General features: G+C 73.0%; 12 protein-coding genes. 9 read left to right on the top strand and 3 right to left on the bottom strand.

Translation table 11 applies throughout. From position 1 onward, the window contains the following. The first annotated feature begins 50 nt into the window (after positions 1-50). The 5 genes from aroH (at position 51) to der (ending at position 4,591) form a co-directional block, all read left to right on the top strand. Positions 51-413: a chorismate mutase gene (gene aroH, locus AB0P17_RS13305; protein ID WP_365810432.1), complete on the top strand. Its 363-nt coding sequence runs from the start codon at positions 51-53 to the stop codon at positions 411-413. Beyond that, positions 410-1,495 (top strand): prephenate dehydrogenase, encoded by a 1,086-nt coding sequence (locus AB0P17_RS13300; RefSeq protein WP_365810430.1) that lies wholly within the window; start codon positions 410-412, stop codon positions 1,493-1,495. The genes aroH and AB0P17_RS13300 overlap by 4 nt, the downstream gene beginning before the upstream one ends. A 151-nt stretch (positions 1,496-1,646) precedes the next feature. Next, positions 1,647-2,354 carry a (d)CMP kinase gene (cmk, locus tag AB0P17_RS13295; RefSeq protein ID WP_365810428.1) on the top strand — a complete coding sequence of 236 codons (708 nt, stop codon included), beginning with the start codon at positions 1,647-1,649 and terminating at the stop codon, positions 2,352-2,354. Continuing rightward, positions 2,351-3,058 (top strand): lysophospholipid acyltransferase family protein, encoded by a 708-nt coding sequence (locus AB0P17_RS13290; protein ID WP_365810425.1) that lies wholly within the window; start codon positions 2,351-2,353, stop codon positions 3,056-3,058. Before cmk ends, AB0P17_RS13290 begins: the two co-directional genes overlap by 4 nt. 72 nt (positions 3,059-3,130) lie before the next feature. Continuing rightward, a complete protein-coding gene (gene der / locus AB0P17_RS13285) occupies positions 3,131-4,591 on the top strand; it encodes a ribosome biogenesis GTPase Der (RefSeq protein ID WP_365810423.1) in 1,461 nt (486 codons plus the stop codon). A 337-nt stretch (positions 4,592-4,928) separates the two neighbouring features. Here the strand turns inward: der and AB0P17_RS13280 are convergent, their stop codons facing one another. Beyond that, positions 4,929-5,384, bottom strand: a complete 456-nt coding sequence (locus AB0P17_RS13280; protein ID WP_365810420.1) for a hypothetical protein — start codon at positions 5,382-5,384, stop codon at positions 4,929-4,931. Continuing rightward, positions 5,381-6,169 (bottom strand): hypothetical protein, encoded by a 789-nt coding sequence (locus AB0P17_RS13275; protein ID WP_365810418.1) that lies wholly within the window; start codon positions 6,167-6,169, stop codon positions 5,381-5,383. Before AB0P17_RS13275 ends, AB0P17_RS13280 begins: the two co-directional genes overlap by 4 nt. Before the next feature lie 418 nt (positions 6,170-6,587). Between AB0P17_RS13275 and AB0P17_RS13270 the strand changes: the two genes are divergently transcribed. Continuing rightward, entirely contained in the window at positions 6,588-7,943 is a 1,356-nt protein-coding gene (locus AB0P17_RS13270) for a glycosyltransferase family 4 protein (protein WP_365810415.1), read from the top strand. Positions 7,944-8,225: 282 nt separating this feature from the next. Then, complete coding sequence (locus tag AB0P17_RS13265) at positions 8,226-8,441, top strand: I78 family peptidase inhibitor (RefSeq protein ID WP_365810414.1); 216 nt, start codon at positions 8,226-8,228, stop codon at positions 8,439-8,441. 97 nt (positions 8,442-8,538) lie between these two features. Here the strand turns inward: AB0P17_RS13265 and AB0P17_RS13260 are convergent, their stop codons facing one another. Then, the gene (locus AB0P17_RS13260) at positions 8,539-9,543 is read right to left on the bottom strand and encodes a phosphatase PAP2 family protein (RefSeq protein ID WP_365810412.1); all 1,005 of its coding nucleotides are present in this window, start codon (positions 9,541-9,543) and stop codon (positions 8,539-8,541) included. A 506-nt stretch (positions 9,544-10,049) separates the two neighbouring features. On the opposite strand from AB0P17_RS13260, the gene AB0P17_RS13255 reads away from it, so the two are divergent. After that, complete coding sequence (locus tag AB0P17_RS13255; RefSeq protein ID WP_365810410.1) at positions 10,050-11,828, top strand: MFS transporter; 1,779 nt, start codon at positions 10,050-10,052, stop codon at positions 11,826-11,828. A 136-nt stretch (positions 11,829-11,964) separates the two neighbouring features. Continuing rightward, positions 11,965-13,182 (top strand): acyl-CoA dehydrogenase family protein, encoded by a 1,218-nt coding sequence (locus AB0P17_RS13250; RefSeq protein ID WP_365810409.1) that lies wholly within the window; start codon positions 11,965-11,967, stop codon positions 13,180-13,182. Positions 13,183-13,189 lie beyond the last annotated feature (7 nt).

Here is a 13,189-nt window from a genome sequence, read left to right as displayed (position 1 = left end):
CGGGAGGTCGTTAGTCTGGACGGAGCACTCGATCATTCAGGGAGAACGCGGTGGCGGTACGAGCGGTTCGCGGAGCCGTCCAGTTGGAGCGGGACGAGTCCGGGCACATGGACGAGCAGGTCAAAGCGCTCCTCACCGCCATCCTGGAGCGCAACGGGCTCACCGCCGACGACCTGATCAGCATCTGGTTCACGGCGACGCCCGACCTGCACAGCGACTTCCCGGCCGCCGCCGCGCGCGGCCTCGGCATCGTGGACGTACCGCTGATCTGCGCCCAGGAACTGGACATCGCCGGCGCCCTGCCGCGCGTCGTCCGCGTGCTCGCCCACATCGAGTCCGACCTGCCCAGGTCCGAGGTCGCGCATGTCTACCTCGGCGCCGCCGCCGCTCTGCGCAAGGACATCGCCCAGTGAGAACCGCCCTCGTCATCGGGACCGGCCTGATCGGCACCTCGGCCGCGCTGGCCCTGGCGGGCCGTGGTGTCACCGTCCACCTCAGCGACCACGACCCCTCCCGGGCCAGGACCGCCGCCGCCCTCGGCGCCGGTACGGACGAGCCGCCCGAGGGCCCCGTGGACCTGGCGATCGTCGCCGTACCGCCCCGGCACGTCGCCGCCACCCTCGCCGGGGCGATCCGCGCCGGCGTGGCCCGCGGCTACCTGGACGTCGCCAGCGTCAAGGACGGGCCCCGGCGCGAACTGGCGGCACTGGGCATCGACACCGCCGCGTACATCGGGACGCACCCCATGGCGGGCAAGGAGCGCTCGGGCCCGCTCGCCGGGACGGCCGACCTCTTCGAGGGGCGGCCCTGGGTGCTCACCCCGACCCGGGAGACCGACACCGAGGTGCTCAACCTCGCACTGGAACTGGTCTCGCTCTGCCGCGCCCTGCCCGTGGTCATGGACGCGGAGGCGCACGACCGGGCGGTGGCGCTGGTCTCGCACACCCCGCACCTCATCTCCTCGATGGTCGCGGCCCGTCTGGAGGCGGCCGACGAGAGCGCCGTACGCCTCTGCGGCCAGGGCATCCGCGACGTCACCAGGATCGCGGCCTCCGACCCCGCGATGTGGGTCGAGATCCTCTCCGCCAACGCGGGCCCGGTCGCGGAGGTGCTGGCCGCCGTCGCCGCCGACCTGGACGAGACCGTGGAGGCGCTGCGCGCGCTCCAGTCCGCCGACGAGGCGAAGCGGAGCGGCGGCGCCGCCGGCATCGAGGACGTCCTGCGGCGCGGCAACGCGGGCCGGGGCCGGGTCCCCGGCAAGCACGGCGCGGCCCCGACGGCGTACGAGGTCGTGGCGGTCCAGGTCAGCGACCGGCCGGGCGAGCTGGCCCGGATCTTCGCCGACGCCGGCCGGGCCGGGGTGAACGTCGAGGACGTACGCATCGAGCACGCGACCGGGCAGCAGGCCGGCCTGGTCCTGGTGATGGTCGAACCGGCGGCGGCGCCCGTGCTCGCCGCGGCCCTGCGCGAACGCGGCTGGTCCATCAGGCAGTGACGCCGGGACGACCCGCGGTGACCCCGGCGCGGACGCGGCGGGGTCCCGCCGAACGGGTGCGATCGGGGCCCTGAAGACTCGGTAACCTTGTGCGGGGGCGTGTGCGCGTCCCCGCACATCCCCCCGTGACTCAGGAAGGTGTCCGCCCCCCGTGGAAGCTACCCCCGCCCGGACCGCCCAGGCCGCTGTGATCGTCGCCATCGACGGGCCCTCGGGCACGGGCAAGTCGAGCACCTCCAAGGCCGTGGCCGCCCGGCTCGGGCTGAGCTACCTGGACACCGGCGCGCAGTACCGCGCGATGACCTGGTGGATGATCAGCAACGGCGTCGACGTCGAGGACACCGCCGCCGTCGCGACCGCCGCCGCCAAGCCCGTCCTGGTCTCCGGCACCGACCCGGCCGCCCCCACCATCACCGTCGACGGCGTGGACGCCGCGGGCCCGATCCGTACCCAGGAGGTCACCGCCCGGGTGAGCGCGGTCAGCGCCGTCCCGGAGGTGCGCACCCTCATCACCGCACTCCAGCGCGAGATCGCCGCCGCCGCGCCGCTCGGCATCGTGGTCGAGGGCCGCGACATCGGCACGACGGTCCTGCCGGACGCCGACCTCAAGATCTTCCTCACCGCGTCCCCGGAGGCCCGCGCGGCCCGCCGCAGCGGCGAGCTGACCGGCAAGGAGGCGACCGACGTCGCCACCACCAGGGACGCGCTGATCAAGCGGGACGCGGCCGATTCCGGGCGGAAGACGTCCCCGCTCGCCAAGGCCGCCGACGCGGTCGAGGTGGACACCACGGATCTCACACTCCAGCAGGTCATCGAGTGCGTCGTGACCCTGGTGGAGGAGAAGCGGGCCGCGCGGTGAGCCCGGCGGACGCGCCGCCCTCGAAGCGGGGCGCGGTGATCGGCAGAGGTATCGGCATCGGGCTGATGTACGGGCTGTGGAAGCCGCGGGTGCTGGGCGCCTGGCGGGTCCCGGCGAGCGGCCCCGTGATCCTCGCGGTCAACCACGCGCACAACGTCGACGGCCCGATGGTGATAGGCACCGCTCCCAGGCCGTCGCACTTCCTGGTCAAGAAGGAAGCGTTCATCGGCCCGCTCGCCCCCTGCATGCGCTTCCTCGGGCAGATCGAGGTGGACCGCTCGGTCGCCGACCGTGCCGCCATCACCGACGCGCTCCGGGTGCTCGCGGAGGGCGGGGTACTGGGGATCTTCCCCGAGGGCAGCAGGGGCGAGGGGGACTTCGCCTCGCTCCGTGCCGGGCTCGCGTATTTCGCCGTACGGTCGGGAGCACCGATCGTGCCGGTCGCGGTGCTCGGCTCCACGGAGCGCCCCGGCCGTCTGATACGGGGGCTGCCCGCGCTGCGCAGCCGCGTGGACGTCGTCTTCGGCGACGCCTTCGAGGCGGGGGACGGGAGCGGGCGCCGTACGCGCAAGGCGCTGGACGAGGCCACCGTACGGATCCAGGAGCGGCTGACCGTACACCTGGAGCACGCCCGCCGCTTCACCGGACGCACCGCGCCCGCCGAGGGCGCCGGGTCCACCGGGTCCGCCCGGACCGGGCCGTAGAAACACAGCACGACTTCAGTAGTGCGCCGCGAGACGCGGCACACCGATCACGATGAACGAGGTACGGACTTCATGAACGACCACATCGACTCCGGCGACGAGCACGGAGAGCTTGGCGACGCCGAGTACACGGACTTCATGGAGCTTGCCGCTCAGGAGGGCTTCGAGGCCGAGGAGGTGGAGGGCGCGCTGGACGAGGCCGGGCACGGCCCGCTGCCCGTCCTCGCCGTCGTCGGCCGCCCGAACGTCGGCAAGTCGACTCTCGTGAACCGGATCATCGGCCGCCGTGAGGCGGTCGTCGAGGACAAGCCGGGCGTCACCCGCGACCGGGTCACCTACGAGGCCGAGTGGGCCGGCCGCCGCTTCAAGATCGTCGACACCGGCGGCTGGGAGCAGGACGTCCTCGGCATCGACGCCTCCGTCGCCGCCCAGGCCGAGTACGCGATCGAGGCGGCCGACGCGGTGGTCTTCGTCGTGGACTCCACGGTCGGCGCCACCGACACCGACGAGGCCGTGGTACGGCTGCTGCGCAAGGCGGGCAAGCCCGTCGTGCTCTGCGCCAACAAGGTCGACGGGCAGAGCGGCGAGGCGGACGCCACCGCGCTCTGGTCGCTGGGCCTCGGCGAGCCCCACCCCGTCTCCTCGCTGCACGGCCGCGGCACCGGCGACATGCTCGACGCGGTGCTCGAAGCGCTGCCGGAGGCACCGGCGCAGACCTTCGGCACCGCGATCGGCGGCCCGCGCAGGATCGCCCTCATCGGCCGTCCGAACGTGGGCAAGTCGTCCCTGCTGAACAAGGTCGCGGGCGAGGACCGGGTCGTCGTCAACGAGATCGCGGGCACCACCCGGGACCCGGTCGACGAGCTGATCGAGCTGGGCGGCACGGTCTGGAAGTTCATCGACACCGCGGGCATCCGCCGCCGGGTCCACCTCCAGGCGGGCGCGGACTACTACGCGTCGCTGCGCACCGCCGCCGCGGTCGAGAAGGCCGAGGTCGCGGTCATCCTGATCGACACGAGCGAATCCATCAGCGTCCAGGACCAGCGCATCGTCACGATGGCGGTCGAGGCGGGCCGCGCCATCGTCGTCGCGTTCAACAAGTGGGACACCCTCGACGAGGAGCGCCGCTACTACCTGGAGCGGGAGATCGAGACGGAGCTGGGGCAGATCGCCTGGGCACCCCGGGTCAATGTCTCCGCCCGCACCGGACGGCACATGGAGAAGCTCGTCCCGGCGATCGAGACGGCCCTGGCGGGGTGGGAGACCCGCGTTCCGACCGGCCGGCTCAACGCCTTCCTCGGCGAGCTCGTCGCCGCGCATCCGCACCCGATCCGGGGCGGCAAGCAGCCCCGCATCCTGTTCGGCACCCAGGCGGGCACGAAGCCGCCGCGCTTCGTGTTCTTCGCCTCGGGCTTCATCGAGGCCGGGTACCGGCGTTTCGTGGAGCGCCGGCTGCGCGAGGAGTTCGGCTTCGAGGGCACCCCGATCCACATCTCCGTACGGGTACGGGAGAAGCGCGGGCGCAAGAAGTAGCCGTCCGCCGTCCGCGTCGGCGGCATGACGCGGTGGGGCCCGGCACGGACGATCCGTGCCGGGCCCCACCGCGTGACGGCCGTGACGGCGGCCGCTCCGGTGCCCTAGACGAGTCATTCCGAAGTAGCGTCGTCCGCCCCTTGGGGCGGGCCTGGAGGTGTCAGGTGCGTGCAGCCGCAAGGCGGAGGAAGGAAGCGACGCAGGAGCGGATGGGGTCTCCCCTGGTCGAGCGAAGCCGAGACCTTGGGGATGACTGACGACAACGCCGCGGATGTGCGTGCATGGCGCCTCCCCGCAGACGGGACTTCGGAATGACTCGTCTAGGCGGGCGGACGGGTCAGATCCCGCGGCGCGGGCCCGGCGGCAGCGCCAGCCGGTCGGGCCGTCCCATGTGCTGCTGGCGGGGATCCCGCTGCCAGGATCCCTGGTACTGCGGCTGCGTGTGGCCGAAGCCGCCGTGGCCGCCGTAGAGGTGGTGGGAGGTGCCCAGCCCGGTGCCGAACGCCGTGAAGCCGAGGTTCTCCTCGTTGGTCCGGTCGCCCGGCAGCGCTCTGAAGGACCTGCGGAACTCGGAGTAGAGCGCGTCGTAGATCGGGGTCGTCGAGAACCCGTCCGCTCCGTCCTGCGCCGGGCGCATCGAAGGGATATGGCTCTGGTACTGCGGGCGGGAGGGGTCGTATGAGTGCACGTACGTGCCAACGACCCCGTCGTCCGTCGGATGCGGGCTGCCCGGGGAATTCGCCTGCTGCGGGTGGGGACGCAGCCGGCGGGTGGGGCGCGTGGCCTCGGTCATGTGCCGGCCAGCGGCATCATGGCGGCGACCAGATTGCCGTTGGCCGCGGCCTTCTCCAGGGCGTCGCGCAGCAGGTCCTCACGGGGCTGCTGGCCGATGGAGCCGACCGGCGCGGCGAAGACCAGCACCCGCTGTGACTTGTTGGCCGCCGTCCGCCACCCCTCCGTGACCTGGAGCGGCTGGTGGGCCTGCCACCAGGCGGTCGGGGAGCCGCCGTCGGTGCCGGGCTGGAGCACGGCGTGCAGCTGGCCCATGGCGAGCAGCACCGACCAGCCCGGGTTCTGCGCGGGCACCGACCCCAGCGCGTTCACCGGCTGGAAGCCCTGCTCGACCAGGAGCGACAGGAACTCGTCGGTGGTGGAGTCGGAGCCGGGCCGGACGATGGGGGCCGTCGGCTCGACGACGAGGGCGGGGTGCAGATCCTCCTCCAGCAGCACCAGCCCGCTGGTGACACCGAGCACCGCCTGTCCGGGAGCCGCGGCGGGGGCCTGCGGCGGCGGGGGCTGCTCGCCGCCGGTGATCGACCGGACGGCGCCCTGGAGCTGGTCCTCGGCGACCTGGACGACCTGGGAGGGGATGCAGGTGGCGTGGGCGAAGGCGAGAACCGCGGTCTCCTCGCCCACGAACAGGACGGTGCTGGTCCGCTCCTGTTCGGAGTCGCCGGGGGTCCGGCAGGAGGTGCAGTCGTAACTGCCCGGGGAGTTCTCGCCGGCGAGCAGCCGGTCGGCTTCCTCGTCGCCGATCTCGGCGCGGACGTCCTCGCTGACATCGAGCATGCGCGGCACGGGTGGCTCCTCGAACTCGGTGCGTGGGCCGGGCTGTTCCCGGCTCGTACAGAGACAACGGGTGACCCGTGGCCCGGGTCACGCGCGGAAGCGCACAGAATCGAACCGTCCGGCCCGCCGCCCGGGCCGGTGGCCGGAACCCGTAGTGCCTGGTCAGCCCGTGGAACGCGTGCTTCCGTCGCTCCGGTGTGCCGCGCCCCAGGCCAGACGGTGGATGAGTCGACAAATCGCGATATCGGCGAGTCGCGCGGGTGGCTGGATCCAGTTGCTTCTTTCGGTGTCCTCCGTGTGCGAAACACGTCAGCGCGACCGATCATACGAATCTGTCCCCACCCGGCATGTTCCGGGCATTCCGCCGCCCGTCCAGGCGCCCGGAAGGCCCCCGCCGGGGCACCCGTACGAGAGAGACCGGCACCGTATGCACCTCGCCTTCCTGCTCCACAACGCGTACGGCATCGGCGGGACGATCCGCGCCACCTTCCACCTCGCCGGAGCCCTCGCCGTCCACCACGACGTCGAGATCGTCTCGGTATTCCGCCACCGGGACCGGCCACACCTCGGCGAGCCCGCCGGAGTGCGGCTGAGTCACCTTGTCGACCTGCGGCACGGCACCCCCGGCGACGAGAGCGGCCACCCCGACCACGCCCGCCCCGCCCGGATCTTCCCGCGCGGCGACGGCCGCCACCGCCAGTACAGCCGCCTCACCGACGCCCGGATCGGCGAGCGGCTCCGCTCCCTGGAGGCCGACGTCGTCATCGGCACCCGGCCGGGGCTCGTCGTCCACCTCGTCCGGCAGGGGCCCGGCGGCGGCCAGGTGCGGATCGGGCAGGAACACCTGACCCTGGACGGCCACGGCCACCGGCTGCGCCGCGAGATCGGCCACCGCTACCGGCTCCTCCACGCGGTCACCACCGTCACCGAGGCCGACGCCCGCTCCTACCGGACCCGGCTGCGGCTGCCCGGTGTACGGATCGAGGCCATCCCCAACGGCGTGCCCGCGCCCGCCGTCGCGCCCGCCGACTCCACGGGCCGCTGGGTCGTCGCCGCGGGCCGGCTCACCCGGGTCAAGCGGTACGACCTGCTGGTGCGGGCGTTCGGGCAGGTCGTGGCGGTACGCCCCGACTGGCGGCTGCGGATCTACGGCGCCGGGGAGACCACCGGCGACGAACGGGGCGCCCTCCGCGCGCTCATCGGGGAACTCGGCCTCCACGACCACGTCTTCCTCATGGGGCGCGCCGACCCGCTGGAGGCGGAGTGGGTGAAGGGCTCCGTCGCCGCCGTCACCTCCAGCCGCGAGTCCTTCGGCATGACCATCGTCGAGGCCATGCGCTGCGGGCTCCCGGTCGTCTCCACCGACTGCCCGCACGGCCCCGGCGAGATCATCGCCGACGGCGTCGACGGAATGCTCGTGCGCAACGGCGACGAGGACGCCGTCGCCGGGGCGCTGCTCCGGCTGATCCAGGACGACGCGCTGCGCCGCCGGATGGGCCGGGCGGCGCTGGTCTCCGCCGCCCGCTTCGACCCGGCGCGGATCGCCGAGCGCCACGCGGCGCTCTACGCGGAGCTGGCCCGCGGCTCCAGGCGCCCCGTCCGCGACGCGCTGCACCGGGGCTCCAGCGCGGTCCTGGGCGGCGCGTACGCCGCCCGCGACCGGGCCGCGGACCGGATCAGGGGGCGCGGGGTCCCCGAAGACGGACACGCGGCCGGACAGGCGGCCGGACGCGGCGACGGACGCGGCGACGGTTCGCGTGCGGGTTGTGCGGGGAAAGCGTGAATTCGGCCGTGACGTCAATTGTGTGGCCGAGGTTCACGCCGTAACCGTAAAGGAGAATTAAAGGAGCGGGAATTTATGTGATCTTCGGGGTCGTGGAATTATCGATGAGTCCGGTGTGAGTGCTCCGTAAGAGTGAAGCGGGTCGTGCTCGGGGAGTGTCGGAAGCTGTGACACAAGTGTGACCGCCGAGGGACGCGGGTGTTCCTCTCCCGGTATCGGATGGGCTTCCGATCGCCTCGGAATCGCTTCCTTCCGCGCTCCCCGGCGCCTACGGTGAGTGGCATGGCACCCCTACCGACTCCACCCCGACAGCCCGACGACGCGCCCGAGTCCTATGTCGGGCTCGACGCCGAGAGCGCCGAGCGGCAGGCTCGCGGACGCGGCTGGACCCATGTCAGAGCGCTGCCCCCGGGCTCGATCATCACGATGGAGTTCGTGATGGGCCGGCTCAACTTCGAGGTCGACGGAGGCCGGGTGATCCGCTGCTGGGTCGGCTGAGCGACGCCTCATGACGAAGCCCCGGCCGGAGCCGGGGCTTCGTCATGAGGCGAGGTGGCGGGGGAGAGGCTGTGCGTACCGCCCCCGCCGGGGTGTCTCAGCCGCCCGTCACGGGCCGGGAGCGGGGCGGCCGGCGGCTGCCGCCCGCCGGGGTCGCCGGGGTCCGCTCCGAGCGCACCGCGTGCTGCCGGGGCTGGGTGGTGAGCGCGGCGCTCCTGGCGCCCGCGCCCCGCCCGCCGTGCGGGGCGGGGCCGACGGCCTCGCAGGGCGTCCCCTCCACGGTCTGCTGGGCGCCCTGGGGCACCGTCTCGGGGCGCCTGGGCTCCGGCTCCGTCCCCTGCTCCGTCGCCGGGGCGGTGGGGGCCGGGCCGCGCCGCGCGCGCCACCGCTCCCGTACCGCGAAGACCGCCTGCTCGGCGCGGCCGATCAGCGGCTCCATCCAGGGCAGCCCCAGCAGGATCAGCAGCCCGGCGGCCCAGCCGAGCAGCACATCGCTCAGCCAGTGCGTACCGAGGTAGACGGTGGTCGCGCCGACCCCGAGCGCCACCAGGGACGACATGACCGAGAGATAGCGCCTGGCCCGTGGCGTGGTGGCCAGGTAGGAGAGGATTCCCCAGGTCACCACGGCGTTGGCGGTGTGGCCCGAAGGAAATATATCGCCGCCCGCGAAGAGCTCGGCCGAGCCGATCTGCGTCGCGTAGTGGGGGCCGAGCCGGCCGAGACCGAGCTTGACCGCGCCGACGGTCACGTTGAGCAGCAGCAGCGCGGCGCCGAGGGTCAGCAGCGGCCGCAGCGTGTGCTGGCGCCACGAGCGCCAGCCCAGCCAGGCCGCGATCATCACGGCGGTCGGGCCGCGCTGGCCGAGCACCACGAAGTAGTCCAGGTAGGGATGCAGGACCGGCCACTGCTGATAGGGCCGGAAGAGCATGACCTTCCAGTCGATGATCACCAGCGAGGACGAGACGAGCACGGCGACGACGATGGCGAGATAGAACGCCAAGGTCCCGCCGAAGAGAGCCTTACGGGTACGACTCATCCGCGGGATCTCTATCTTCGGCGGTTCCGGCTCCCGGTCCAGGCGGGCAAAGATGTCGGTACGCACGTAAAGGACGTTACAGCGAGTGAGGGAGTGAACCGGTCGATCCGGTCTCTTTGTGATGACGATGTGATGTGGACTATGTCTCGGATCACATTTCCGTTCGGGCCGTTCCGGAAATCTCCAGGGCCCTTCGACCCTATTAATCAGGGTCCCCTTCCGGGGAGTGTCTTTCTGTGGAACCGAATTAGTTCACCGAGGCGTCGCGCGGAATTTCCCTCGCGCTCGTGTCGCGCCTCGGCCCCGGTCCTGGCGCGGGCGGCGTGGCGTACGCCACACTCCCTGGTCAGAACGGTGAGAGGTGCACCACGCGATCCGCGGGAACACTCGCGTACGCTGTCGGCTCACTCGCCCGTCGATGCCGGGCCGCCCCGTGGGACCCGTGTCCCCGCTGGTCCGCCGAGTGCCAGGGCCTGTGCTGAGTTCCCCCGCCGCGGGCGCGGGCACCAGGGCACGTGACGCCGCGGGAGAACTCAGCACAGGCCCTGGGGGACGCATTGGGAGGTACGCAGATGTCCGGGACCACCACGGCCGGAGCACGGCTGCGCCCGGCCGCCGGACGTGCGAACCGCTGGGTCGTCCTGCTGGTCCTGTGCGTCAGCCTGCTGCTCGTCGCGCTGGACGCGACCGTGCTGCACGTCGCCGTACCGGCCGTCACCGCGGATCTCCGCCCCAGCGGGGTCGAGCTGCTGTGGATCGTCGACTCCTACCCGCTCGTCTGCGCGGCGCTGCTGATCCTCTTCGGCACCCTCGGCGACCGGGTCGGGCGGCGCAGGATCCTGCTGACCGGATACGCGCTCTTCGGGGCCGCCTCCGCCCTCGCCGCCTTCGCGGACGGCCCGCTCACGCTGATCGGGGCGCGCGCCCTGCTCGGGGTCGGCGGCGCGATGATCATGCCCGCGACCCTCTCCATCCTGCGCGCGGTCTTCCCCGACCGGCGCGAACGGGCCATGGCCATCGGCGTCTGGACGGCGGTCGCCGCGGTCGGGGCCGCGGTCGGCCCGGTGCTGGGCGGCTTCCTCGTCGAGCACTTCTGGTGGGGCTCCGTCTTCCTCGTCAACATCCCGCTGCTGGCCCTCCTGCTGCCGCTCGCCCGTTTCCTGGTGCCCGAGTCGAGGGGCGCCACCGACGGCCCCTGGGACGTCCTCGGCGCGCTGACGGCCGCGGCCGGGGTGCTCGGGGTGGTCTTCGGGGTGAAGCGCCTCGGCGCGGGGGAGGGGCCACTCGGCCCGATGACGCTCGCCCCGCTCTGTCTCGGGGTGGCGCTCCTCGTCCTCTTCGTGCGGCGGCAGCGGCGCAGGTCGCATCCGCTGATCGACGTCCGGATGTTCGCCAGGCCGACGTTCTCCACCTCCGTGGGGTGCATCGTCCTCGCCATGCTCGCCCTGGTCGGCCTCGAACTGATCGCCGTCCAGTACCTCCAGCTCGTGCTGGGGCTCAGCCCGTTGGAGACCGGGCTGCGGCTACTGCCGCTCACCTTCGCCGCCATGGCCGCCGGGGTCACCGGTTCCGCCACGCTGCGGCGGATGGGGCCGCGCCGGATGGTGGCCTGGGGCTTCGTCCTCACCGCGGCCGCCGTCCTGCTGCTGGTCATGATGGGCCAGCACGACCGGCCCGCGCTGCTGACCACCGGGTTCGTGCTGCTCGGCTTCGGGCTCCAGACCACGCTGTTCGGGGCGTACGAATCGATGCTCAGCGAGGCCCCGCCGGAACAGGCGGGCGGCGCCGCGGCGATCGGCGAGACCTCCTACCAACTCGGCGCGGGCATGGGCATCGCCCTCCTCGGCAGCGTGATGAACGCCGTGTACGCGCCCGCCATGGCCTCCCTGAAGGGCGTCCCGCCGGGGAGCAACTCGGCCGCGGCGGACTCCCTCGGCGAGGCGTACCAGGTCGCCGCCCGGCTCGGCGGGCCCGCGGGGCAGGCGCTGCGGACGGCCGCGCGGGACGCGTACGTCCACGGTCTCCATGTGACGCTCCTGGTCAGCGCGGGGCTGCTGCTGCTCGGCGCGGTGGCCGCGCTCCGGCTGCCCCGGGCCATGGAGTGCGCGGCGCCCGCCGACGCCGGGACGGCCACCGCCGACGCCGGTGCGGCCACCGTCGACGAAGCGGGAGAAGCGCCTGCGGCGCACGACCCGCGGCCGCCCACGCGCGGCAGCGAGGAGCGCCGGCCGGCCGATCACCGGCCGCCCCGCATGCGGAAAGCGCCGGAGCAGGGTGTCTCCGTCGAGGCGGCGGTACCCCTGGGCCGCGGATCCGCCGCACGGGCCGGGTCTGGACGGGCGCCGCGCTGAGCCGTAACGTCGGCGCGGATCTTCGGCCGGTGCGGCCGGCCGCGGTGACCGGCCGCGGTGACCGGCCCCACCCCGGCCGGCCGCACCGGCCCGTACCGGCCCCAGTCCGTTCCGCGCGAGCCGCCGGAGGCGTGTCATGTCCGTACCCCCAGCCGACGAGCTGCCGCCCTTCGACCCGGGCGACCCCCTCGGCCTCGACGATCTGCTCGACGCGGAGGAGCGGGCGATCCGGGACACCGTGCGCGCCTGGGCCACCGACCGGGTGCTGCCGGAGATCGCCGGGTGGTACGAACGCGGCGAGCTGCCCGGCATCCGTGAACTGGCCAGGGAACTCGGCTCCCTCGGCGCGCTCGGCATGTCCCTGACGGGGTACGGCTGCGCGGGGGCGAGCGCGGTCCAGTACGGACTGGCCTGTCTGGAGCTGGAGGCCGCCGACTCCGGCATCCGCTCCCTCGTCTCCGTACAGGGTTCGCTCGCCATGTACGCGATCCACCGGTACGGCTCCGAGGAGCAGAAGGAGCGCTGGCTGCCCGGGATGGCGGCGGGTACCACCATCGGCTGCTTCGGCCTCACCGAACCCGACCACGGCTCCGACCCGGCGGGCATGCGGACGCACGCCCGGCGGGACGGCACCGACTGGGTGCTCACCGGACGGAAGATGTGGATCACCAACGGCTCGGTGGCGGGCGTCGCCGTCGTCTGGGCGCGGACCGAGCGCGACGGCGGACCCGGGAGCGGGGGCGTGCGGGGGTTCCTCGTGCCGGCCGGCACCCCCGGTTTCTCCGCCCCCGAGATCCGTCACAAGTGGTCGCTGCGGGCCTCGGTCACCAGCGAGCTGATCCTGGACGAGGTGCGGCTGCCCGCCGACGCCGTGCTCCCCGGGGTCACCGGACTGCGCGGACCGCTGAGCTGTCTGAGCCACGCGCGCTACGGCATCGTCTGGGGTTCGATGGGCGCCGCGCGCGCCAGCTTCGAGGCGGCGCTCGGCTACGCGCGGACGCGGGAGCAGTTCGGCCGGCCGATCGGCGGCTTCCAGCTCACCCAGGCCAAACTCGCCGACATGGCGGTCGAACTGCACAAGGGGATCCTGCTCGCCCACCATCTGGGGCGGCGGATGGACGCGGGCCGGCTCCGTGCCGAACAGATCAGTTTCGGCAAGCTCAACAACGTGCGGGAGGCGATCGGGATCTGCCGGACCGCGCGGACGATTCTCGGCGCCAACGGGATCTCGCTCGAATACCCCGTGATGCGCCATGCGACGAACCTCGAATCGGTGCTCACGTACGAGGGCACCGTCGAGATGCATCAGCTCGTGCTGGGCAAGGCGCTCACCGGCCTCGACGCGTTCCGGTGAGCCGCCC

The organism is Streptomyces sp. NPDC088124 (assembly GCF_040685895.1).
GTDB lineage: Bacteria > Actinomycetota > Actinomycetes > Streptomycetales > Streptomycetaceae > Streptomyces.
The sequence above is the reverse complement of the archived record's forward strand: the minus strand, read 5'-3'. Positions and strand labels throughout refer to the sequence as shown.